Annotated in this window: 25 protein-coding genes; 14 read left to right on the top strand and 11 right to left on the bottom strand. The window is 66.3% G+C overall.

Annotated features, from left to right (window positions below; translation table 11 throughout):
• Positions 1 to 103: 103 nt before the first annotated feature.
• The 3 genes from Rhe02_RS46870 to mtfM are packed head-to-tail and all read right to left on the bottom strand — an operon-like array spanning position 104 to position 1,756.
• Positions 104 to 1,069 carry a Gfo/Idh/MocA family protein gene (locus tag Rhe02_RS46870; RefSeq protein ID WP_203915058.1) on the bottom strand — a complete coding sequence of 322 codons (966 nt, stop codon included), beginning with the start codon at positions 1,067 to 1,069 and terminating at the stop codon, positions 104 to 106.
• Positions 1,062 to 1,658, bottom strand: a complete 597-nt coding sequence (locus Rhe02_RS46865; protein ID WP_203915053.1) for a heme-binding beta-barrel domain-containing protein — start codon at positions 1,656 to 1,658, stop codon at positions 1,062 to 1,064. The genes Rhe02_RS46870 and Rhe02_RS46865 overlap by 8 nt, the downstream gene beginning before the upstream one ends.
• Positions 1,652 to 1,756 (bottom strand): small membrane protein MtfM, encoded by a 105-nt coding sequence (gene mtfM, locus Rhe02_RS50710; RefSeq protein WP_275412700.1) that lies wholly within the window; start codon positions 1,754 to 1,756, stop codon positions 1,652 to 1,654. Before mtfM ends, Rhe02_RS46865 begins: the two co-directional genes overlap by 7 nt.
• Positions 1,757 to 1,779: 23 nt before the next feature.
• On the opposite strand from mtfM, the gene Rhe02_RS46860 reads away from it, so the two are divergent.
• Positions 1,780 to 2,142, top strand: coding sequence for a DsrE family protein (locus tag Rhe02_RS46860; protein ID WP_203915052.1), 363 nt, complete (start codon positions 1,780 to 1,782; stop codon positions 2,140 to 2,142).
• The gene (locus Rhe02_RS46855) at positions 2,132 to 2,599 is read left to right on the top strand and encodes a hypothetical protein (protein WP_203915051.1); all 468 of its coding nucleotides are present in this window, start codon (positions 2,132 to 2,134) and stop codon (positions 2,597 to 2,599) included. Before Rhe02_RS46860 ends, Rhe02_RS46855 begins: the two co-directional genes overlap by 11 nt.
• 48 nt (positions 2,600 to 2,647) lie before the next feature.
• Here the strand turns inward: Rhe02_RS46855 and Rhe02_RS46850 are convergent, their stop codons facing one another.
• The 5 genes from Rhe02_RS46850 to Rhe02_RS46835 form a co-directional block, all read right to left on the bottom strand.
• On the bottom strand, positions 2,648 to 2,986 hold the full coding sequence (locus tag Rhe02_RS46850; RefSeq protein ID WP_203915050.1) for a DUF1416 domain-containing protein: 339 nt from the start codon (positions 2,984 to 2,986) through the stop codon (positions 2,648 to 2,650).
• A 5-nt stretch (positions 2,987 to 2,991) separates the two neighbouring features.
• A complete protein-coding gene (locus Rhe02_RS46845; RefSeq protein WP_203915049.1) occupies positions 2,992 to 3,840 on the bottom strand; it encodes a sulfurtransferase in 849 nt (282 codons plus the stop codon).
• Positions 3,841 to 3,993: 153 nt separating this feature from the next.
• Complete coding sequence (locus Rhe02_RS51090) at positions 3,994 to 4,071, bottom strand: Ms5788A family Cys-rich leader peptide (protein ID WP_330164811.1); 78 nt, start codon at positions 4,069 to 4,071, stop codon at positions 3,994 to 3,996.
• A 62-nt stretch (positions 4,072 to 4,133) separates the two neighbouring features.
• A complete protein-coding gene (locus Rhe02_RS46840) occupies positions 4,134 to 4,838 on the bottom strand; it encodes an LmeA family phospholipid-binding protein (RefSeq protein ID WP_203915048.1) in 705 nt (234 codons plus the stop codon).
• Positions 4,835 to 5,785, bottom strand: coding sequence for a hypothetical protein (locus Rhe02_RS46835; protein WP_239124523.1), 951 nt, complete (start codon positions 5,783 to 5,785; stop codon positions 4,835 to 4,837). The genes Rhe02_RS46840 and Rhe02_RS46835 overlap by 4 nt, the downstream gene beginning before the upstream one ends.
• Positions 5,786 to 6,073: 288 nt before the next feature.
• On the opposite strand from Rhe02_RS46835, the gene Rhe02_RS46830 reads away from it, so the two are divergent.
• The 8 genes from Rhe02_RS46830 (at position 6,074) to pstB (ending at position 15,330) form a co-directional block, all read left to right on the top strand.
• On the top strand, positions 6,074 to 6,829 hold the full coding sequence (locus tag Rhe02_RS46830) for a winged helix-turn-helix transcriptional regulator (RefSeq protein ID WP_239124522.1): 756 nt from the start codon (positions 6,074 to 6,076) through the stop codon (positions 6,827 to 6,829).
• 15 nt (positions 6,830 to 6,844) lie between these two features.
• On the top strand, positions 6,845 to 7,795 hold the full coding sequence (gene mshD, locus Rhe02_RS46825; RefSeq protein WP_203915046.1) for a mycothiol synthase: 951 nt from the start codon (positions 6,845 to 6,847) through the stop codon (positions 7,793 to 7,795).
• Positions 7,796 to 7,835: 40 nt separating this feature from the next.
• A complete protein-coding gene (locus Rhe02_RS46820) occupies positions 7,836 to 9,758 on the top strand; it encodes a PhoX family protein (RefSeq protein WP_203915045.1) in 1,923 nt (640 codons plus the stop codon).
• A 41-nt stretch (positions 9,759 to 9,799) separates the two neighbouring features.
• The gene (locus Rhe02_RS46815) at positions 9,800 to 11,287 is read left to right on the top strand and encodes a SigE family RNA polymerase sigma factor (RefSeq protein WP_203915044.1); all 1,488 of its coding nucleotides are present in this window, start codon (positions 9,800 to 9,802) and stop codon (positions 11,285 to 11,287) included.
• Between the two features lie 167 nt (positions 11,288 to 11,454).
• Entirely contained in the window at positions 11,455 to 12,534 is a 1,080-nt protein-coding gene (pstS, locus tag Rhe02_RS46810) for a phosphate ABC transporter substrate-binding protein PstS (RefSeq protein ID WP_203915043.1), read from the top strand.
• A 65-nt stretch (positions 12,535 to 12,599) separates the two neighbouring features.
• Positions 12,600 to 13,562: a phosphate ABC transporter permease subunit PstC gene (gene pstC, locus Rhe02_RS46805; protein ID WP_203915042.1), complete on the top strand. Its 963-nt coding sequence runs from the start codon at positions 12,600 to 12,602 to the stop codon at positions 13,560 to 13,562.
• Complete coding sequence (gene pstA, locus Rhe02_RS46800) at positions 13,559 to 14,464, top strand: phosphate ABC transporter permease PstA (protein ID WP_203915041.1); 906 nt, start codon at positions 13,559 to 13,561, stop codon at positions 14,462 to 14,464. Before pstC ends, pstA begins: the two co-directional genes overlap by 4 nt.
• An 11-nt stretch (positions 14,465 to 14,475) precedes the next feature.
• The gene (gene pstB / locus Rhe02_RS46795; RefSeq protein ID WP_203915040.1) at positions 14,476 to 15,330 is read left to right on the top strand and encodes a phosphate ABC transporter ATP-binding protein PstB; all 855 of its coding nucleotides are present in this window, start codon (positions 14,476 to 14,478) and stop codon (positions 15,328 to 15,330) included.
• On the opposite strand, the gene Rhe02_RS46790 is transcribed toward pstB, so the two are convergent.
• Genes Rhe02_RS46790 through Rhe02_RS46780 form a run of 3 tightly spaced genes read right to left on the bottom strand, consistent with a single transcriptional unit; the run spans position 15,327 to position 17,866 of the window.
• A complete protein-coding gene (locus Rhe02_RS46790; protein WP_239124521.1) occupies positions 15,327 to 15,905 on the bottom strand; it encodes an NUDIX hydrolase in 579 nt (192 codons plus the stop codon). The two genes, pstB and Rhe02_RS46790, sit on opposite strands and share 4 nt — an antisense overlap.
• A complete protein-coding gene (locus Rhe02_RS46785; protein WP_203915039.1) occupies positions 15,895 to 17,034 on the bottom strand; it encodes a thiolase family protein in 1,140 nt (379 codons plus the stop codon). Before Rhe02_RS46785 ends, Rhe02_RS46790 begins: the two co-directional genes overlap by 11 nt.
• A gap of 1 nt (position 17,035) precedes the next feature.
• The gene (locus Rhe02_RS46780) at positions 17,036 to 17,866 is read right to left on the bottom strand and encodes an aminotransferase class IV (protein ID WP_239124520.1); all 831 of its coding nucleotides are present in this window, start codon (positions 17,864 to 17,866) and stop codon (positions 17,036 to 17,038) included.
• A gap of 30 nt (positions 17,867 to 17,896) precedes the next feature.
• Here Rhe02_RS46780 and Rhe02_RS46775 point away from each other — a divergent pair, with 30 nt between their 5' ends.
• The 4 genes from Rhe02_RS46775 to Rhe02_RS46760 are packed head-to-tail and all read left to right on the top strand — an operon-like array spanning position 17,897 to position 21,038.
• Positions 17,897 to 18,286 carry a Fur family transcriptional regulator gene (locus Rhe02_RS46775; RefSeq protein WP_203915054.1) on the top strand — a complete coding sequence of 130 codons (390 nt, stop codon included), beginning with the start codon at positions 17,897 to 17,899 and terminating at the stop codon, positions 18,284 to 18,286.
• Positions 18,277 to 19,281 carry a CAF17-like 4Fe-4S cluster assembly/insertion protein YgfZ gene (ygfZ, locus tag Rhe02_RS46770; protein ID WP_203915038.1) on the top strand — a complete coding sequence of 335 codons (1,005 nt, stop codon included), beginning with the start codon at positions 18,277 to 18,279 and terminating at the stop codon, positions 19,279 to 19,281. Before Rhe02_RS46775 ends, ygfZ begins: the two co-directional genes overlap by 10 nt.
• A 30-nt stretch (positions 19,282 to 19,311) precedes the next feature.
• Complete coding sequence (locus tag Rhe02_RS46765) at positions 19,312 to 20,142, top strand: beta-keto acid cleavage family enzyme (RefSeq protein WP_203915037.1); 831 nt, start codon at positions 19,312 to 19,314, stop codon at positions 20,140 to 20,142.
• The gene (locus Rhe02_RS46760) at positions 20,139 to 21,038 is read left to right on the top strand and encodes an asparaginase (RefSeq protein WP_203915036.1); all 900 of its coding nucleotides are present in this window, start codon (positions 20,139 to 20,141) and stop codon (positions 21,036 to 21,038) included. Before Rhe02_RS46765 ends, Rhe02_RS46760 begins: the two co-directional genes overlap by 4 nt.
• Positions 21,039 to 21,148 lie beyond the last annotated feature (110 nt).

Below are 21,148 nucleotides of genomic sequence, written 5' to 3'. Positions count from 1 at the left end.
GGAGCCGCCGGGGGTGGCCAAGCACGGACGGATGTGCCGCGCGGGAGCTTGCGGTGAGGGACCACGACGGCGCGGCGTAAGGAAGCGGCGCAAGGAAAAGGGGTTAGTAGACGACTCCGATCTGGGCTCGGACTGCGTCGAGCGTGTGCATGACCGAGAGTGTGGAGCTGAGCGGCACGAGGGGGGACTCGGTGAGGCCCGCGCGCAGGCAGCGGCCGGCTTCGGCGGCCTGGAAGTGAAGGCTGGACGGCTCGGTGGTGATGGTTTCGGGCTCAGATCCGTTGCGGTGCAAGGTGAACCCGGCAGCATTGTGGAAGCCGTTGGTGAACTCGAAGCGGCCCTTGGTGCCGACAACGGTGGCAGACCTTATGTCGCCGCCCACTCCGCAGTAGAGCGTCGCCACTTCGCCGTTGGCGAAGCCGAGCACGATGCCTGTGCGAGCGTCGGTGCCCTCGGGGTGAAGGTGAGCCCAGGAGTGCACATGGGTGGGCGAGCCGAGCAGGAGCTGCGTGAAGTGGATCGGATAGACGCCCAGGTCGAGAAGGGCTCCGCCACCGAGTTGCGGGTTGCGCAGGCGGTGTGAGGGGTCGAAGTCGATGCCAAGACCGAAGCCGGCGTGGATCGAGGTCACCTGGCCGATCGCGCCGTCGGCGATGAGCTCGAGCATGCGCAGGATGCTGGGCAGGGTGCGGGTCCACATGGCTTCCATGAGGAAGAGCTGACGCTCGCGGGCCACCGTGACCAGGTCTTGTGCCTGGGCGAGGTCGAGGGTGAACGCCTTCTCCACCAGCAGCGGCTTGCCGGCGTGCAGGCAGACCAGGCCGGCCGCGTGATGGTGGGAGTGGGGGGTCGCAATGTAGATGATGTCGACGTCGGGGTCGTGGGCCAGCTCGGCCCAGGAGCCGTGGGCGCGGGGGATGCCGTGCGCCTCTTGGAAAGCGACCGCGGTTTCGGCGGTGCGGGAACCGACCGCGACCACCTCGGCGTCGGGCACATTCTTCAGGTCATTGACGAAACGGGTAGCGATGCCGCCGGTGGCGAGGACGCCCCAACGGATCTTGTTAGCCACCGACACGGAGCAACCTCGCACTCAGATGGGGGGACATGGGCTGGCCTTCGGCCGCCATTTCCTGGGCGTAAAGCAAAGCGCCTTCGATGATGCCGTAAAGACGGTGCCCGGCGCGCACCTCTTTGGCGGTGGGGGTGCGGGCCACGAAATCGGTGGCCATCTCGATCTTCAGCCCGTCGATGCGGCCGATGTAGAGCTCCAGAACACCGGTGGGATTGGTGAGCAACACCTCGATCTCGTCGCCCTGGCCGTCACCCACCGGACGCCACCAGCCCAGCTCACGCATTGCGGGGCGCACCGGTTTGGACTCCTCATCGAGGATCCACGACCGCGACTCGTAGAACAGGAAGGGCCGGCCGTCATGGCTGATCTTCACTTCCTGGCCGTAGTCGAAGTCGGCCTCCAGCGTCGGGTAACCGCCGCGGCCGCGCCCGCGCCACAACCCGACGTAGGGCAACAGCCCGAGCAGGGAAGGGTGCAGGTCAGGCCCGTGCCTGAGATCGTAGGTCTCCTCGAACGGATAGGGCTCCACCGGCGGTGCGTTGAGCCACGGCGGCGGACCTATCGGATTTTCCTCTTCGCTCACCAACGACCCCTTGCGACTCTCAATGCCAAGTAGACGAAGCCGCCGGCGAGCAGGCCCAAGCCCGCGACGAGCAGGCTGACGAACCCGATCTCGGTGACCACACGTGACATCTTAGGCTGACCCAATGACACGGAAGCTGGTTGTCAAGGTGACGGCGGGGCAGGAGGCACCGGAGCGCTGCGCACAGGCCTTTACCGTGGCGGCGACCGCGGTGGCGGCTGGTGCCGACGTTTCGCTGTGGCTCACGGGAGAGTCGAGCTGGTTCGCCCTGCCGGGGCGGGCGGCCGAGTTTGAGCTGCCGCACTCGGCGCCGCTGCCGGACCTGCTCGCCGCGGTGCTCGGTGGCGGCCAGGTGACACTGTGTACGCAGTGCGCGCAACGGCGTGGCATCACCGGCGAGGACATCATCGACGGTGTACGGATAGCGGGCGCCGCGGCGTTCGTGGAGGAATGCCTCGGCGAAGGAGCGCAAGCCCTTGTCTACTAACAATTCCCGGCTCTGGTGGATCGTCGGCGGGGCGTGGGCGCTGCTGCTGGTGGGATTGGGCACCTGGTCGGCGTTCAACAGCCCGGCCACCGTGCGCGACCAGAGCACAGTCGTCAGCGGCAAGGCCACCATCGATCGTGTGGTGGGCCAGATCAGCGACAAGCTCTCCGAGCCGTGGCGGCTCGACGATGGCGGATACCAGGAAAGCACGTGCAGCATCACCCCGATGCGCGACGGCAAGTCGGCGACACGGACGGTCACCCTTTCCGGGCCGGACGGCAGTGAGCAGGCGGAGCTGGTGCGCCTGGCCGACCAGTTCGACAGCCGGATCCGCAGCAGCGGCACGCAGGCGTCGAGCCTCTACTTCGACGCGGGGAACTTCGTCGCCGTGCGGGCCCGAGACCACGGCCCCGGCGTCATCGTCGTAGAGCTAAAAACCGGCTGTAGGCCGGAATAAGCAGCAGCGCCGCCGGAAATAGTCGGCGGCGCTGCGGAGATGGTGCGATTACGAGGAAACGGTGACCGAGAGCTGGTTGACGCCGCGTTCGGCGGTGACCTGTGCGTCGCCGTTGCCGAAGCGCGACAGGGCACGCAGCGTCCAGGTGCCGGGCGCCGCGAAGAAGCGGAACTGTCCGGCCGGGGAGGTGACGACCTCGGCGGTGAACTCGCCGCTGCGGTCGAGCAGCCGGACGTAGGCGCCGGCCACCGGGTCGCCGCCCTCGGCAAGCACGATCCCGGTGATCACGGTTTCCTTTTCGAGGTCAACGCTGAGCGGTAGCGGGGCGGCCTGATCGGGTGCCGCGCATCCGTCAGCGGTGACCGGGGGAGCAATGGGGGTAGTCATCTCGATTACGCCTCTCCGGGCTCGTCGCCCAATGCCACCGGCACGCCCACCAGCGAGCCGTATTCGGTCCAGGAACCGTCGTAGTTCTTCACGTTCTTCTTGCCCAGCAACTCCTGCAGCACGAACCAGGTGTGCGACGAACGCTCACCGATGCGGCAGTAGGCGATGGTGTCCTTGCTGTCGTCCAGGCCCGCGTCGCCGTAGATGGTGCGAAGCTCGTCATCGGACTTGAACGTGCCGTCCTCGTTGGCCGCCTTGGACCACGGCACGCTGAGCGCCGTCGGGATGTGTCCCGCCCGCTGCGCCTGCTCCTGCGGCAGGTGTGCGGGGGCGAGCAGCCGGCCGGCATATTCGTCGGGGGACCGCACGTCGACAAGGTTCTGCACGCCGATCGCCCGTACGGCGTCGTCGCGGAACGCGCGGATGGACAGGTCCTGGTCCTTGGCCGAGTATTGCGTGGCCTCCCGCTGCGGGAGGTCCTTGACCAGCGGACGGGCGTCGAGCTCCCACTTCTTGCGGCCACCGTCGAGCAGCTTGACGTCGCCGTGTCCGTAGAGCGTGAAGTACCAGTACGCGTAGGCGGCGAACCAGTTGTTGTTGCCGCCGTAGAGGACGACGGTGTCGTTGTTGGCGATGCCGCGCGAGGAGAGCAGCGCCTCGAACTGCTGCTTGTTGACGAAGTCGCGGCGCACCGGGTCTTGCAGGTCCTGGCGCCAGTCCAGCTTTACCGCCCCGGCAATGTGTCCGCCGTCGTAAGCGGTGGTGTCCTCGTCTACCTCGACGAACACCACTCCCGGCGTGTTGAGGTTCTTTTCCGCCCAATCGGCGGAGACGAGCGATGAATCACGACTCATGGAAATGTCTCCCTAGATGGATGCTGTTCGGGAGGATCCATGATCGAAAACCGTGCATGGATCCCAAAGGTGGACACCTATGCGACGGCGGCTTAACTCGACAATGAGGAAAGCGGAGTGAGAACGAGCGCGCTAACTAGAGCCGGGCCGCCGTCAGAGGACGGGGCAACACAGGCAGGTGGCCACGCGGCACAGGTCGACCGCGCGCCGCTTGGTAAGCAGCGGACTCATGTGGCCGACCATATCAGTCGCCTTCCGATTTCGGGAATGTGTCGTCCATCATGCGAGACCCCTTATCCCAGCTCAACCTCTTTGGCGGTGACGGAAATTTCCAGTCCCGAGGGTGCGGGGTTGACGCTCTGCAATTTCATGTTGAACGGCAGTGGCGGAATTTCGAAGGTGCGGGCAAGCCGATCTTTATAGGTGTTAACCAGCTGTTGCGCGATCGGTGCGAGGTTGGACGCGGTCAGCTCGGTCACCTGAATCCGTACCTTGCCATCGACGACGGTCACTTTTGCGGCGCCCTTAAGCTGCCCGGCGACGCCGGCGTTCCCGGTCACCCGCAGCACCGAGCCGTCACCGATTAGAGTGACGCCCTCCAGCCCGCTGACCTCCACAAGATCGGCGTAGGAAAGCGTGCCGGTGCCGTTTACCAGGGTGGCAACCGCCTTCTCGGTGCCGTTGCGCAGACCTTCCACTGTCGCGCGTACGTCATAGGCGTGCACCTGGAGCAGCGGCAACGGCAGCGTGCCGCCCTTGAGGTCGCGCAGATTCAGCTGGATCTCGTCGTAGTTGCCGGCCGCCACCTGGGTCAGGAAGGGAAAACCGGTGATGGTCACCTCGGGCGGGGCGGAGGTGATGTTGCGGGAGGCGAGCTCGGTCGAGACGTTCTTGGCCACCTGCTGCTCGGCATAGTGCACGCCGACGCGATCCAGCACGCCCAGGATGATGCCCAGGACGATGACGATCACCCCGAGCCAGGCGAGCAGCCTTCTCATGAGGAGGTCCAGATAAATCCATTGATGAAATAGGCCACCGGCGCGGTGAGCGCGAACCCGGCGAGCGGACCCTGCATGTGCCGCGCGAGCCACATCGTGGGCGCGTCTCCCTCAAGCTCCCGGCCGGTCTCGGCGAAGCCGATCGTCAGATCGGCGAGCACCGCGGCGGCAGCGGCGATGGCGCCGACCATGGCGGCCGTCGAGGGGGTGAACATAACGAGGTATTTGCCGATATAGCCGGCCACCGCAGTGCCCACCATGGTGCCGCCGACGATTCCCACCGCACCACGGGGCACCTGGTCGGCAAGCCGCGGATAAGGCATCACCACATCGCCTAGCCGGGCCAGGCTGAGGGCCACTCCGCTAGAGGCAAGACAAATCACAATTGTCTGGGTACCAAGGGGAACGCGCACCAAAACCAGAAGGCTGGCAAAGAAGACGATGCCGAGCATGATCACCAGCGTGGAGCCGAAACACTCAGTGAGCCGCATCCGGCCCTGCTTGGTGCCCAGCTGCCCCAGCGCCCCGACGACGAAGCCGCCCGCGGCGACAAGGCCGAGCGGCAGGAGAGTGGCGATCGCGGGCTCGTTGGCCGCGAAGTTGGCGACAACGGCAGCGATCACACCGACCCCCGCCACGATCTTGCTGCTCGGCGGGCGGAGAGCCATCGTGGCGGCGAAGACATAGAGCAGCTGTGCCCCCAGCACGACGATGCTAAACGGCAGCCGCTGCGCGGGAGCCGACGTCTGCACGCCCATGATCAGACCGATCGCGAGCAGCGCCGAGAACCCGCCGATGGCGAGCGCGACGAGTCGCCTGACCGGGATGATCGGGGCCGCTGCGCGCAGTTTCGCGGCTTCGGCCCGGGCCTCCGCCGGCGCACGGCCTCGCCGCCCGCTGCGCTCCCGCTGCGGGGGCGCGGGCGGGGGAGCCGGGGCAGGGGGCATAGCCTTCGAGGCCGGAATCCGTGGCGCGAATGGAGACCGGCGTCGGGGGCTGTCGTCGGTGGGGGGAGAGCCGAACACGCACCGATCGTGCCACACCGATCGCCCCACACCCAGCGGTGGGAAATAAAGCACCAGGTCACGCGACCCAGAAGGCTGTAACACGACGGTAATGGAAATCCGGCCGGAGTCGACTATGCTCATGGCTTAACCAAAAGCGACCACCCGTCAGCGACGCCGGGCTACCTCATGAGGTCACCGGAGAAACAGCCGCAAGGACGGAGGCGATCTGTGGAGATCTTGTTACTGGTGAGCGCTAGGGCGGGTGAAGCGTCATCTGTGCTTCCCTCCCTCGACCTGCTGCCGCATTCGGTGCGCACCGCCCCTCGCGACGTGCGCACATTGGTGTCAGCCCCCAGCCCAGACGCAGTGATGGTCGATGCCCGCAGCGAGCTGTCCGAGGCACGGGCCACCTGTCGCATGCTTACCGCCACCGGCCTGGGCGTCCCGCTGATCGCGGTGGTGACCGAAGCGGGTCTGGTGGCGATCAACGCCGACTGGGGCGTTGACGATGTGATCCTGGCCAACGCCGGCCCGGCCGAGGTCGAGGCGCGGCTTCGGGTGGCCGTGGGCCGCCTCAACTCGGCCACGGCAGCCGCGGGTGGGCTCATCCGGGGCGGGGAGCTGACCATCGACCCCGACACCTATGCCGCCAAGCTCAAGGGACGTCCGCTCGACCTGACCTACAAGGAGTTCGAGCTGCTGAAGTTCCTCGCCCAGCACCCGGGCCGGGTCTTCACCCGCGATCAGCTGCTGCGCGAGGTCTGGGGCTACGACTACTTCGGCGGCACGCGCACGGTCGACGTGCACGTGCGGCGGCTGCGCGCCAAGCTCGGCTCCGAGTACGAGTCGATGATCGGCACGGTGCGCCAGGTCGGCTACAAGTTCGTGGTGCCCTCGTCGCGTCAGCTCACCGACCGCGAGCCAGAGCTGCCTGGAGCTTTGCTCGACTCGAGGTTTCCGGAGTCCATGACTGTGCTGAGGTGACGATAGGCTGGCGAGGTGATCAGCCTCGCCGAGCGCCTCGATCGGCTGACGCCGGAAGAGGTCGGGTCTGTCTTCCGATTGGCGAGCGCCGCGGGTGATGCCGACGGCGCTCTTCCCCTCTCCGAACACACCATGCTTCACCTGCGGCACGGCGGCGACGAGCCCTCGGTCCACCTGGTGATCCGCGACGGCGGCGAGCTGATCGGCTATGCGCACGTCGATGTGACCGACCCGGTGGAGGGGCCTTCTGCCGAGCTGGTGGTGCATCCCATGCACCGACGCCACGGGCTGGGGCGGGTGCTGGTCACGGCCGCGGTGCAAGCGGCGGAGCAGGCCGACCCGGTGGGCAGGCTGCGGCTGTGGGCGCACGGCGACCATCCGTCGGCCAGCGCGCTGGCGCTGTCGCTCGGCTTTGGACGGTCGCGGGTGCTGTGGCAGATGCGCCGATCGCTGTTCGCTGTGCTGCCCGAGCTGGTGCTGCCTGACGGGATAGGGCTGCGCGCCTTCCGGCCGGGCGAGGACGACCAGGCGTGGATCGAGCTCAACGGCCGTGCCTTCGCCGCGCATCCCGAGCAGGGCCGCTGGGACCTGCGCGATCTGCGTCTGCGCATGGAAGAGCCGTGGTTCGACCCGGAGGGCTTCCTGCTCGCGGAGCGCTTCAGCGACAAGCGGCTGCTCGGCTTCCACTGGACCAAGGTCCATGGCGCCACCCGCGCCCAGGCGCCGGGCCACCACCACGACCCCATCGGCGAGGTTTACGTGCTCGGGGTGGATCCCGACACGCACGGGCTGGGGTTAGGCCGCACTTTGACGATCGCTGGTTTGCGGTACCTGAGAACACGTCAGCTGGATCAAGTGATGCTCTATGTCGACGAGTCCAATGAGGCCGCTCGTGGCCTCTACTCCGGGCTCGGCTTTGCGCGATGGTCCACTGACGTGCTGTTTACCCGATTGTTGTTAACCTGACGGTCGCCCGCGCTTCAGGTCATGATGCCAGTGTCCACGCGTGGATTCCGAAGACATCAGCACCAACACTTCAGGTAACACCTCCTTCGGGGAGGTGCTGGAAGCTCGTCTGTCCCGGCGCGGAGTCATGCGCACGGGAACGGTGGTCGCCGCGGCCGGCTTCTTCGGCGCGGCCGTGGCCGCCCCCTCCGCCGTCGCCGGTCCCGCCGACGCCGCCGGCCCGGCCGCGAAGCACGGGCGTCCGCCCAAGCCGCTGCTCGGGTTCAAGGCGGTCGCCCCCAACACGGCCGATGCCATCACCGTGCCCGAGGGCTACACGGCAAAGGTGCTAATCCCTTGGGGCACACCGCTTCGCAGCAACGGGCCGGCGTGGCGCAAGGACGCCTCCAACACCGCGGCGGAGCAGGCGCAGCAGATCGGCATGCACCACGACGGCATGAGCTTTTTCCCCGACCGGGGTTTTTTCGGCAGTAACCGGGGTCTGCTGGTGCTCAACCACGAGTACGTCGACACGGTCCTGCTCTACGCCGACGGCGACGCTGTCATAACGCAGGAGAAGGTGGACAAGGCGCTCGCCGCGCACGGCGTCAGCGTGGTCGCCATCGAGAAGCGTCACTCGGGCTGGCGGCTGGTCGACTCCCGCTACAACCGGCGGGTCACCGGCAAGACCCCGGTGCTCTTCTCCGGCCCCGTCTCCGGCGCCCACCCGGCTCTGGCCGCCAACGGCCCGGCGCAGGGCACGCTCAACAACTGCTCCAACGGGCACACCCCGTGGGGCACGTACGTCGCGTGCGAGGAGAACTGGAACGGCTACTTCGGCACCACTCAGGTGGGCTGGACGCCGACCCCGGAGCAGGCTCGTTATGGCGTCTCGGCTGCGGCGCTGCCGTACAGGTGGCACACCGTGGACAAGAGGTTCGACGTCGCGGAAAACCCCAATGAGCTCAACCGGTTCGGCTGGGTGGTCGAGATCGACCCGCGCGACCCGCACTCACCGCCGGTGAAGCGCACCGCGCTGGGCCGCATCAAGCACGAGGGCGCCACGTTCACCGAGTCGCGTGGCCGGGTGGTCGTCTACACCGGTGACGACCAGAACGGTGAGTACATCTACAAGTTCGTCTCCAGCGCGCCGTGGCGGCTGCTGCGCGCGCAGCGCAAGAGCCCACTCGACCACGGCACCCTTTACGTCGGCAAGTTCAATGACGACGGCACCGGCACCTGGATCCCACTCGTGCACGGCCAGGGCGCGCTGACCGTGGCCAACGGCTGGGCCGACCAGGCCGATGTCCTGATCCGCACGAGGCGAGCCGCCGACGCGGTCGGGGCCACCAAGCTGGATCGGCCGGAGTGGGTCGCGGTGAACCCCAAGAACAAGGACGTCTACGTCACCCTGACCAACGGCTCAGGCAACGGTGGCGCGGTCAACCCGAGGGCGGCCAACCCCTACGGTCACATCATCAAGTGGCGGGAAGCGCACGGCGACAACACCTCGACCAGCTTCGAATGGGACATCTTCGTCCTGGCCGGCGACCCGGCCTACGACGCCACAGTGACCCTGGGCGCGGACGCCATCTTCGGTTCCCCCGACGGTCTGGCCTTCGACGACGACGGTCGCATGTGGATCGAAACGGACATCTCCAACTCGGTGCAGAACAAGGTCGGCTCCTACGACCACATCGGCAACAACCAGATGCTGGTCGCCGACCCGAACACGGGCGAGATCCGCCGCTTCCTGGTGGGGCCGCGCGGAGCTGAGATCACCGGCTGGACGATCACCCCTGACCAGCGGACGATCTTCGTCAACGTGCAGCACCCAGGCGAAGCCACCCCGTTCTGGGGCGCCGCGCCCACGCCGGCGACCCCAACAGCGGTAAGCAACTGGCCCGACTTCGACCCGACCGGACGCCCCCGCTCAGCCACCGTCGTCATCACCAAAAACGACGGCGGCATCATCGGAAGTTAAACGGCTCTTTCCTGGGACGGTGAAGGGCGTCACTATATGGTATGCGCGATCCGTCCCAGGCTCCGCCGGACTTTGTGTCCTATGTAGAGCGGCGTTTGCCGCCGCTGGACGCGGCCGCGCACAGGCTCACCGGCGATGAGCAGCAGGCCGAAAGGATGGCCCGTGAGTTGCTGGCCATGGTCGCGCTGCGCTGGCGGCGGCTCGATCGCGGCGATCGCAAGAGCGAGCTGGCCGCCGGGGCGTCGGCCGACGTCTACCTAACTCGCCTTTTCCGCCAGGAGGCGGGCGAGTTCGGGTACCCCCAAATGAGCCTTAATCTTTCCGCCCCGGTGCCCGTCCGTCGCCGGTCGGCGCTGGCCGGGGCCTTGCGGCCGGTGGACGAAGCGAGCCTGATCTGGGAGGCGGCACGGCGGGCCATCCGCCGCCGGCTCATCCTCGCCGGCGTGGCCGGCGGAGTGCTGGGGCTGGCGGCGCTCTGCCAGCGCGCCACCGGCTCATCGGCCGATGGCCAAGGCGACCCAACGCCCGCAGCTCCGCCAACAGTGCTTCCCACCGGGGCCGAACGCGCGCCCAACGATCTGAGCGCGACCCGTCAGCTGGTGGGGCTGCCCCAGGGCCTTGACATGCCAAAGGATCCGGTGGTGCCGATCAGCGCCGACCCGGTGCGGCGGGCTTTGCTCATCGTGGCCCGGTCGCGGGCGGACACCAGCCCGATCCTGGTGCTGGGTGAGGATTTCCGGTGGCGTCAGCTGGACGCCGCGCCCTCGCTGGCGGCGTTGTGGATGCAGACCAACGCCCTGTCGCCCGACGGCCGCCGCGCCGCGTTCGGCACCTCTACCGGTACCTATGTGATCGATCTGACGACCGGGAAGGGCCTGACCTTCCACTCGGCGCCGGAGACCACCCGGCCGGTTTGGCTTAGCAATCGGCATCTTTTGCTGGGCCCCAACACTCTCGTCATTCCGCAGACGGGCGAGGTGCTTCCGGTACCGGAAGGCCCGGCAGACATGATCACGCCCCGGCGCTCTATCGACTCCTCGGCGGATCCGACGGTCGGAATGATTGAGCTGCTTTCGATCGGGCAGCCCGCCACCGCTTCGGCCCGCCTGCGCCGTTGGCGCGCAGAGGATTCCCGCATGCTCTCGGCCAGCATTCCGCTCAACGGCGAGTTGACCGAGCTGATCGGGCCTTGGCGCGGGCCGGGTTTCAGCGTCGATGGCGATCGCGGCTTCCTGGTCCGGGCGTGTATGCCCAGCCCGGTGCCCAGCGTGCAGGGCGCATCGACAGTCATCGCGGTGGTGCGTCCAACCAATGGGAAGGTGGAACGGGCGTTATTGGTTGATTCCGCGATCTCTGGGACGGTTCGGGTGATCGGCTGGGCGGACAGCCGGCGTGTTCTGCTCAGCTTCACCCGACCCGGGCGACAGCAGGTGGTGACGTGGGATTTGTTCGCCGGTGGTCTTTTTATCGCGTCTGCGATCGAGAGTGACGGTGTGCTCTCTCTGCCCGATCCCATTTTCGGGGCGTGACCTTGTTCACTTGTTGTCCACGCGCTGGCGCGCCACCCGTCGCTTCGCAGGGCAATCCTGTTCACCGTGCGTTCACCTAGGACGGAAGAGACGGCTACCTGCGGCAGGCATGGTCGGTCGTGTCAGGCCAGCAAGGCCGAAACCCCTTCTAGGAAGGCAAACCTCCTGTGAACCGAAACGTGCTTTCGCGGCGCGGCGTAGCCGGTGTCGCGCTTGCCGCAGTCGCTGCGATTGCTCTGGCCGGCTGCGCTAAGGATGAACCGAGTGCGACTCCGACAACCGGTGCCGCCAGCGGTATTTCTACGCTCTCCGGCGAGCTGAAGGGTTCGGGCGCAAGCTTCCCGGACGCCTACTACCAGGAGATCATTACTGAGCTGAAGACTGAGGCCAAGAACCTCAAGATCACATACAACCCGATCGGTTCTACCGCCGGTAAGAAGGAGTTCGGTTCCGGCCTCGTGGACTTCGCGGGCACCGACAGCACCGTCAAGGACACCGATGGTGTTGCGGCGGGCAGCTTCTACTACATCCCCACGGTGGCCGCCCCGATCACGGTCTCGTACAACCTCAAGGGCGTCACCAAGCTCCAGCTGACCCCGGCCACGCTGGCCAAGATCTTCCAGCGCGACATCAAGGTCTGGAACGCCCCCGAAATTGTCGCCGACAACCCGGGCGTCACCCTGCCGGCCACCGCGATCTCGGTTGCGCACCGGTCCGACGGCTCGGGCACCACTAACAACTTCACCAAGTACCTGGTGGCTGCCGCCAAGGACACTTGGAAGCTGGCGAGCGGTGACACGGTGAACTGGCCGACCGACACCCTCGGTGGCGCCAAGAACTCCGGTGTTGCTCAGCTGATCAAGCAGACCGACGGCACGATCGGCTATGTCGACATGTCCGACGCCAAGAGTTCGGGCTTGAGCTTTGCCGCCATCAAGAACAAGGATGGCAAGTTCGTCGCGGCGAGCCTGGAGGGCGCGACCGCCGCGCTGGCCGGTGCCACGCTGAAGGACGACCTCACCTACGACCCGCTGAACGCGGCTGGTGCCGACTCCTACCCGATCACCGCTCCGACCTTCATCCTGGTGAAGCAGAAGTACGACTCGCCGGACAAGGCCAAGCTCGTCAAGGAGCTTGTGAAGTACATCCTCACCGATGGTTCGGCGCTCGCGAAGGACGTCAACTTCTCCGTGCTGCCCGACCAGATCAAGACCAAGGCGCTCGCCCAGCTGGACAAGGTGAGCTGAATCCCCTCTCAATCGCGGGGAGACGGAGTAATCCGCCTCCCCGCTATTAAGGACTAGAACCCCTTATGACGACACAGTCATCGACGTTGACCCAGAAGGATCGCGGGCGGATCACCGACCGAGCCTTCTGGCTCTTGTGCATAGCGGCTGGAATCACGGTGCTCGTGATTCTCGCAGCGATTCTGGTGAGCACCCTTCAGCAGTCTTGGCCCGCTATGTCCAAGGCAGGGGAGAACGGCTTCTTCACCAGCAAGCTATGGGACCCGAACATCGGCAAGTTCGGCATTCTGCCGTTCGTGTTCGGCACACTGGTCACCTCGCTCATAGCCGTGGCCCTCGCCGTGCCGGTCTCGATCGGCATCGCGCTGTTCCTCACGGAGTTGGCGCCCAGGCGCATCAAGGGCTCCATCGTCACCCTGATCGACCTGCTGGCTGCGGTGCCGTCGGTCGTCTTCGGTCTTTGGGGCATCTACGTGCTGGCGCCCGCGATGACGCCGGTCTACAAGTGGCTGCATGACACGCTGGGCGGCATTCCAGTCTTGGGCGCGCTTTTTGGCGAAGTCTCTGCGCTCAACTTCATGACCGCGGGTCTGGTCCTTGCCATCATGATCGTCCCGATCATCACGTCGATCACCCGCGAGGTTTTCGACACGGTGCCCGACTCCGACAAGCAAGCGGCATGGGCTCTGGGCGCGACTCGCTGGGAGATGATCAAAGGCGCGGTCTTCCCGCACAGCTTCGGTGGTCTCGTCGGTGGCGTCATGCTCGGGCTTGGCCGGGCGATGGGAGAGACCATCGCGGTGGCGCTGTTGATCGGCAACTCGATCCAGATCACCGCGAACCTGTTCGCTCCCGGCACGTCGATTCCGGCGGCGATCGTCAACTACTTCGGTGAGGCCGGTGGCGACTACACCTCCGCTCTCATCGGCATGGGTGTGGTGCTTTTCGTGGTCACCGTCATCGTCAACCTGTTGGCGCAGGCCATCGTGCGGCGCGCCGAGATCCGGATGAGGGGAGCGAAGGCATGACCGCGGTAACACCAAACGAGCTTTCGGCACGGCCAGCCCTGGACCTGACCCGGCGTCAGCTGTCGGTGCGGCGGCGAGCGATCGATCTGATCAGCAAGGTACTGATGTGTGTCGCCTTGCTGATCGCGGTGGTTCCGCTGGTCTTGGTGATTTTTTATGTGATCCAAAAGGGCGCCGGCCTGATCAGCATGGAGTTCCTCACCGGGGACATCACCTCGCCGCGCCGCGCCGGCGGTGGCATGGGGCCGGCTGTCGTCGGCACCCTGCTCATCACGGGCGCCGCCTCGGTGATGTCCATTCCGCTTGGTGTGCTTGGTGCGGTCTACCTCAACGAGTACGGCAAGAGCAACGCGCTCGCCCGGTTCATCCGCATGATGGCCGACGTGATGACAGGCGTGCCGTCCATCGTCATGGCGCTGTTCATCTACATCGCGGTGGTCCTCACCACCAAGGAGAAGAGCGGCTTGGCTGCCGCCATCGCTCTCGCCGCCTTGATGCTGCCGGTCGTGCTGCGAAGTTCCGAAGAGATGCTCAAACTGGTGCCGGATGAGCTGCGACAGGCCAGTGCCGCGCTGGGGGCGAGGCGCTGGAAGACCACGGTCTCGGTGGTGCTTCCCGCGGCGATCTCCGGTATCACCAGCGGCATCATGCTCGCCATCGCCCGCGCCGCGGGTGAGACGACCCCGATCGTGGTCTGCGCCGGTGTGGCGTCGACCATCTCGTGGAATCTCGGCGAAATGCAAACCGCGTTGCCGGCACAGATCTTCCTTAACGCCTCTTCGCCCTTCACCCCCGCTGTAGAGCGTGCGTGGGGTGCAGCATTGACGTTGATGGTGATCGTGCTCGTGTTCACGATCATTGCCCGGTTGATCGCCAGCCGCTTCGCTATCAAGAACCGGTAAGGATAGGCACAATGACTCAAGCAAGCTTCGACATGACCAACGCCCTCTCCTCTGTTCCAGGAGCCATGTCCACCATGCCGACAAGCTCAGCAAAGCCGGTGATGCAGCTCGAAGGCGTCAGCGTCTTCTACGGCAGCTACGAGGCCGTGCGGGGAACCACCATGCCTGTTCGTGAGCAGCAGATCACCGCGATGATCGGCCCGTCGGGCTGCGGCAAGAGCACCATTCTGCGTTCCCTGAACCGGATGAACGACCTGATTCCGGGTGCCCGGATAGGCGGGAAGATCACCTTCCACGGCCAGGATCTCTACGCGCCCGATGTCGACCCGATCCAGGTTCGCCGCCGCATCGGCATGGTCTTCCAGAAGCCCAACCCGTTCCCGAAGTCCATCTACGAGAACGTGGCCTACGGCCTGCGGATCAACGGGATCAAGGACAATATGGACGATCGCGTGGAGAAGGCGCTACGCGATGGGGCGCTGTGGGACGAGGTCAAGGACAAGCTGAAGTCCAGTGGCCTGGCGCTTTCCGGTGGACAGCAGCAGCGGCTGTGCATCGCACGCGCCATCGCCGTGCAGCCCGATGTGATCCTCATGGATGAGCCCTGCTCCGCGCTCGACCCGATCGCCACCGGGAAGATCGAAGACCTGATGCACGAGCTGGCCCGCACCTACACGATCGTCATCGTGACCCACAACATGCAGCAGGCGGCTCGGGTGAGCCACTACACCGCCTTCTTCACCGCTGAAGTCGACGAGCAGCAGGTCCGGCACGGGCGCCTCATCGAATTCAACGACACCGGTCGTATCTTCACCAACCCCACCGACAAGCGAACCGAGGACTACATCACCGGCCGTTTCGGTTAGAACTCCGGCATAAACGGTTCGGAGACGTCACGCGTCACCGCGAGCATGGCTTTGACGCTGTCGTAGGTGTCCAGCTCGCTCAACGTGATCAGCGTGGGCGGGAGCATGGGCAGGGTTCCGGCGGCGTTCTCTGCCACGGCTGCTTGCGGTGTCAGCCACTGCATATGGTCGGCTTCACTCTCGGGCAGGTTCGGCTCCTGGCCCGGTGGCAAAGCCGTGACGAAGAACCAGGTGTCGAAGCGCTTGCGCTCGAAGACCGGAGTGAGCCAGCGGTGCCATGGCACGAGGGCCGACGGCTCGATGACCACACCTGTCTCCTCCTGCACCTCCCGCACGGCCGCGTCGACCGGGGTCTCACCCGGTTCCAGCGCGCCACCGGGGAAGGCCCACATGCCGCCGAAAGCCATGGCGCGCAACCGCCGGATCAGGAAGACGCTCCTATCCGGACGGATCAGCACCACGGTCGCCGCCGAGCGCGGGACGGCCGGTTCGCGCCCGGACTCCCGGAACTCACGGGACATCTCTGTCAGTCGCGCGAGCATCTCCTCCGAGATGCCTTTCGGTTCACTCGACATGCACCACCACCGCCTGTCCCTGTCCGACGCCTATACAGGCCGCGGCCACACCATAGCCGCCGCCGCGCCGCCGAAGCTCACGGCACAGGTCGACGATCACCCTAGGTGCTGATGCGCCGAGCGGATGGCCGATCGCGATGGCGCCGCCGTTGACATTCACGATTTCCCTATCGATCGGCAGCTCATCCAGGCAACTCAACACCATGGCCGCGAACGCTTCGTTGATTTCCCACAGGTCCACCTGATCGAAGGAAAGCTTCGCCTTCTCCAATGCCTTTTTTATGGCGGGTACCGGGCCCAGCGAGAACCTCTCCGGCGAGACCCCGGCCACCGCGGAGGTGACTATCCGCCCCAACGGTTGCACGCCAAGGCGTTCCACAGTGGACTGTGACCCCACGATGACGCCGGTGGCCCCATCGTTGATAGGTGAGGAGTTGCCGGCCGTGACCGTGCCGTCCTTGGTGAAGGCAGGCTTGAGTGAAGCCAGTTTCTCCATCGTCGAATCGGGCCGGACACACTCGTCGCGTTCGAGCCCGGCAAAGGCGAAGATGCCGTCCTGCGGGGCCTTGGCCGCCCGCTCGTGGGAGCGAAGAGCCCACTCGTCCTGCGCCTCGCGCCCGATCCCCTTCTCCTGGGCGACCTGCTGCGACGCGACCCCGAGCGGGACAGTCCACTCCGGACTGAACTTCGGGTTCACCATGCGCCACCCGAGCTGGGTGTTCCAAAGCTTCATGTCGGCCGGGAATCCAGCTTCCGGCTTGAGCATCACAAACGGCGCCCGGGTCATGCTCTCCACGCCGCCCGCGAGGAACAGTGAACCGTCGCCGTTGTTCACCGCGCGTGCCGCCTGGACGATCGCCTCGGCACCCGAGGCACAGAGGCGGTTGACCGTCACGCCGGGCACGGTGACCGGCAACCCTGCCAGCAGGGCCGCCATCCGGGCGACGTTGCGGTTGTCCTCGCCCGCGCCATTGGCATCGCCCAGGATGACATCGTCTACTTCGATCCCGGGATACCGCTTGATCAGCTCGATGAGGGGCGCGGCGGCCAGGTCGTCGGTCCTGACCGCGGCCAGAGCGCCCTTGTGCTTACCGAAAGGGGTGCGCAACGCGTCAATGAGGTACGCCATCTCAGAAGCCTAAAAGCCCGCGGAGGTTTGTGGCACTGTCAGTGCGCAATTCCACTCCGTCCAGCTTCCTGATGGGAACCGGACCACGGATGCCCGATATGAGCCAGGCCCCCTCGGCTTCCACGAGCTCGGCAGGGGTAACCATCTCCTCGCCGGCGACCAGGCCCAGCTCGGCCGCCCGGTCCAGCAGGTACCGAGCGGTGGTGCCGGCCAGGATCCCGGTCAGCTTGGCAGGCACGGTCAGCAGGCGCTCGCCCTTGCGCCACACCAGCGTCGAAGTCGGCCCCTCCAGCGCGTAGCCGTCGGAGGAGACCCACAGCGCGTCGTCGAAGCCATTGGCCTGAGCCCAGCGCTGCGATGCCATGTTGATCGCGTAGGACAGCGACTTGACCCCGCCGAGCAGCCAGGGCGCTTCGGTTCTCGCCGCGGCGGGATAGCCGTAGGACAACGCGGTGACCGAGATCCCGGCGGTCCTGAGCGCGATGAGCTTCTCCGACACCGGCGTGATGGTGGCGTAGCAGGTGACCTCTTCCGCGCCGTCGACACCGCGCGTGCAGACCAGCTTCAGGGCGCCCTCCTGGTCGACCGGCCACTGCTCACAGGCCAGCTCGGCCAGCCCGCGAAGATCGGGCAGGTCCAGGTTCATACGCGCCGCGGAGCGGGCCATCCGGGCCAGGTGCTCATCGAGCTTCCATGGCTTGCCGTGGCGCACGTGAACGGTCTCGAAGATCCCATCGCCACGGGTCAGGCCGAGATCGTCGGCGCGAATGAACGGAGTATCGGCCGGAAGAAGGCCCCGGCCCAGCACGGCTAAGACAGACACACTCCGCATTATCATCGGAGCGTGTCCGAGCTTGCCAACATGCTTCGCGATCGTGGTCTGCGGCTTACCCCGCAGCGCCAGCTTGTTCTGGACGCTGTGCGACGGCTCGGCCACGCCACGCCGGAGCAGGTGCACGCGGCGGTCGTGGAGCACGCGGCCGGTGTGAACATCACCACCATCTACCGCACGCTGGAGCTGCTCGAAGAGCTTGACCTGGTGACGCACGTGCACCTGTCGCACGGCGCGCCCACCTACCACGATGTCAATGAGGCGCAGCACGTCCACTTGGTGTGCCGGGCGTGTGAACATGTCCAGGAATTGGACCAGGAGGAATTGGCCACCCTTGCCGGGCGTTTGCTCCAGCAGCGGGGTTTCCGCCTTGATATCGCGCACGTTGCGCTGTTCGGACTCTGTGGGAGATGCGCTTGATCACCGTTGGCCAGCTCGACCCCGACTCGCTCGACGCACCGGTTGCGGCGCATTTCGGGGACCCCCTCCGCGAGCAACGGCTAAGCCCTGCGCTCGTGGACCGTTCGCATCGCGGGGTGCTCGTGCTGACCGGCCCGGAGCGCCTGTCGTTCCTGCATAACCTGACCAGCCAGCATCTGGCCGACCTGCCCGAAGGCAAGGCGACCCAGGCCCTGCTGCTTTCGCCGCACGGTCATCTCGAGCATCACCTGTGGATATCGTCGGTTGGCGATGAGTTGTTCCTCGATGTCGAGCCGGGCGCGGTGGAGCCGCTGGAGCAGTTTCTGCTCAAAATGCGCTTCTTCACCCAGGTGGAGATAGCGCGCAGCGACCTTCGCGTCTTCTCGATCGTCGGCGACGACCATGGCTTGGGTGAGCCCGACCTGCTCCCGGTCCCCGGCGCCAAGTTCGCCACGGGCGCGGTGCCGCCGCGGCCCACGAGCCTGTTTCCGTTGCAGCGCTTGCCAGGCGGAGGCTTTGTCCGGCGCACCGAGCTTGGTGTCGATCTGCTGCTGCCGCCCGGCGCGGAGCTGCCCGACGTGCCCAGGGCGGGCATCTGGGCTTACGAGGCCCACCGTGTCGCGGCGGGCATCCCGCGCATCGGCTTCGACACCGACCATCGCACGCTGCCCTCGGAGGTCGACCTCACGGCCGCGGCGGTCCACCTTGAGAAGGGCTGTTACCGCGGCCAGGAGACCGTGGCGCGGGTCCATCACCTGGGCCGCCCGCCGCGCGCCCTGCGCCTGCTGCACTTCGATGGGATCGCCACCGACCACCTCCCGAGGCCGGGCACCCCGGTCACGGCCGGCGATAGGGCGGTCGGCTTCGTCGGGACGGCCGTGCAGCATTTTGAGCTAGGTCCTATCGCTTTAGGCGTGCTGAAGCGAAATATTTCCGGCGATGCCCCCCTCATTGCCGGAGAATCCACGGTTGCGGTTGAATCGCTGCATGACTAGTTTCCTCGTCACCGACCTGTGGACCGTGCGATGAACGGCACTTTGATCACTGTTGCTCCGACCGGTGCCGAGTCGAGCAAGGCGGAGGTGCCGGCGCTGCCGGTGACCCTGGAGGAGCTGGTCACCACGGCCAAGGAGTGCGAATCCTTGGGCGCCAGCGTGATCCATGTCCACATCCGCGACGCGCAGGCCCAGCCAACCCTGGATCTGGCTCGGCTCAAGGAAACGGTGACCGCGCTGCGGGAGTCCACCGGGCTCATCGTGCAGCTGTCCAGTGGCGGGTCGGTCCACGATCCCGAGTCGGATCGGCTGGCCGTTCTGGAAGCCGCCCCGGACATGGCGAGCTGCACCATGGGCACCGTCAACTTCGGCGATGATGTCTTCCTCAATCGCTGGGAGTTCATCGTCGAGCTGCACACGCGCATGCGCGACCGCTCGATCGTCCCCGAGTACGAAATCTTCGATCTCGGGCATCTGTGGGCCCTGCAACGGCTGCTGGACAAGCACGGCTTGCCGTTCGGCGGTCACGTCCACGTCGACTTCGTGATGGGCGTCCCGGGTGGCATGCCCGGAACGGTGCAGGCGCTCGCGGCCTGCCACGCCGCCCTGGCCGACCTGCCCGAGGGCACAACGTTTTCCGCCACCGGTGTGGGCCGTTTCACGTTGCCGGTCATGCTGGCATCGCTGGCCGCTTCAGGGCACCTCCGGGTGGGAATGGAGGACACCATCACCTATGCCAAGGGCCAGCCGGTCGAATCCAATATGCAGCTTGTAGCACGGGCTGCGGCATTTGCGCGCCTGGCACAGCGTCCCCCGCTCAGTCCCACCCAGGCGAAGGACCTGCTAGGTATTAAGGGGTGAAGACCTACTCGGGCGGCGCCCCGCTAGCCACCATCGACAGAAGCGGATTCATAGAGGGCCGGCATCACGGTTCGGTGATCGTGCTTTCCGCCTCCGGCGAGGTGGTCGACAGCATCGGCGATCCGACCGGTCCGGTTTTCCCGCGCTCCACCAACAAGCCGTTCCAAGCCATCGGCATGATGCGCTCCGGGCTGCGCCTGGACGATCCGGCCGACATAGCCGTCATAGCCGCCTCCCATTCGGGGGAAGACTTCCACCTTTCGCGGATAAGGGCGCTCCTGGGCGATCTCGAAGTCGATCTGCGCTGCCCGCCCGATTGGCGGCTGGCGATGCAGTGCGGCGAGAAGAAGCGCATCTACATGAACTGTTCCGGCAAGCACACAGGCATGCTGCTCAGCTGTGTCGCGAATGGATGGTCGCGGGGCGACTACTACGAGCCGGAGCACCCGCTGCAGGTCGCCATCAAGTCCACCCTCGAAGAACTAACCGGCGAATCCGTTGCCGCGATTGGGGTTGACGGGTGCGGCGCGCCGGTCATGGCGGTTTCCCTCAACGCGCTCGCCACCGGATTCCTGCGCGTCGCCGGCCACGAGGTCGCCGACGCGATGCGCGCCCATCCCGAGTTGGTCAGCGGCACCGGCCGCGCCGACGCCCTCCTGATGCGCGCAGTCCCCGGCCTGGTGTGCAAAGGAGGCGCGGAAGGTGTCTGGGCCGCGGCGATACCAGGCGTAGGCGCGGTAGCCATGAAGATCGACGACGGCGCCGCCCGCGCCCTCGGCCCCGTCATGGTCTCCGCCCTGCGCCGCCTAGACATCAAAGTCGACGACCCCACCCTCTCCGCCCCCGCCCTACTAGGCCGAGGCGACCCAGTAGGCGCCGTCCGCTCCCTCTGGTAACAGCGCGAGGCCCCGGCCCACGCCAGAATCGCCGCGCCGCGCCGCTGGCTTCCGGGGCGCTACCGCGCGTTGCTTCGCACACGCCAATATTGCAGCGCCGCGCCGCTGTC

It is taken from the genome of Rhizocola hellebori (assembly GCF_016862955.1).
GTDB lineage: Bacteria > Actinomycetota > Actinomycetes > Mycobacteriales > Micromonosporaceae > Rhizocola > Rhizocola hellebori.
This window is presented reverse-complemented; position numbering and strand designations above follow the sequence as displayed.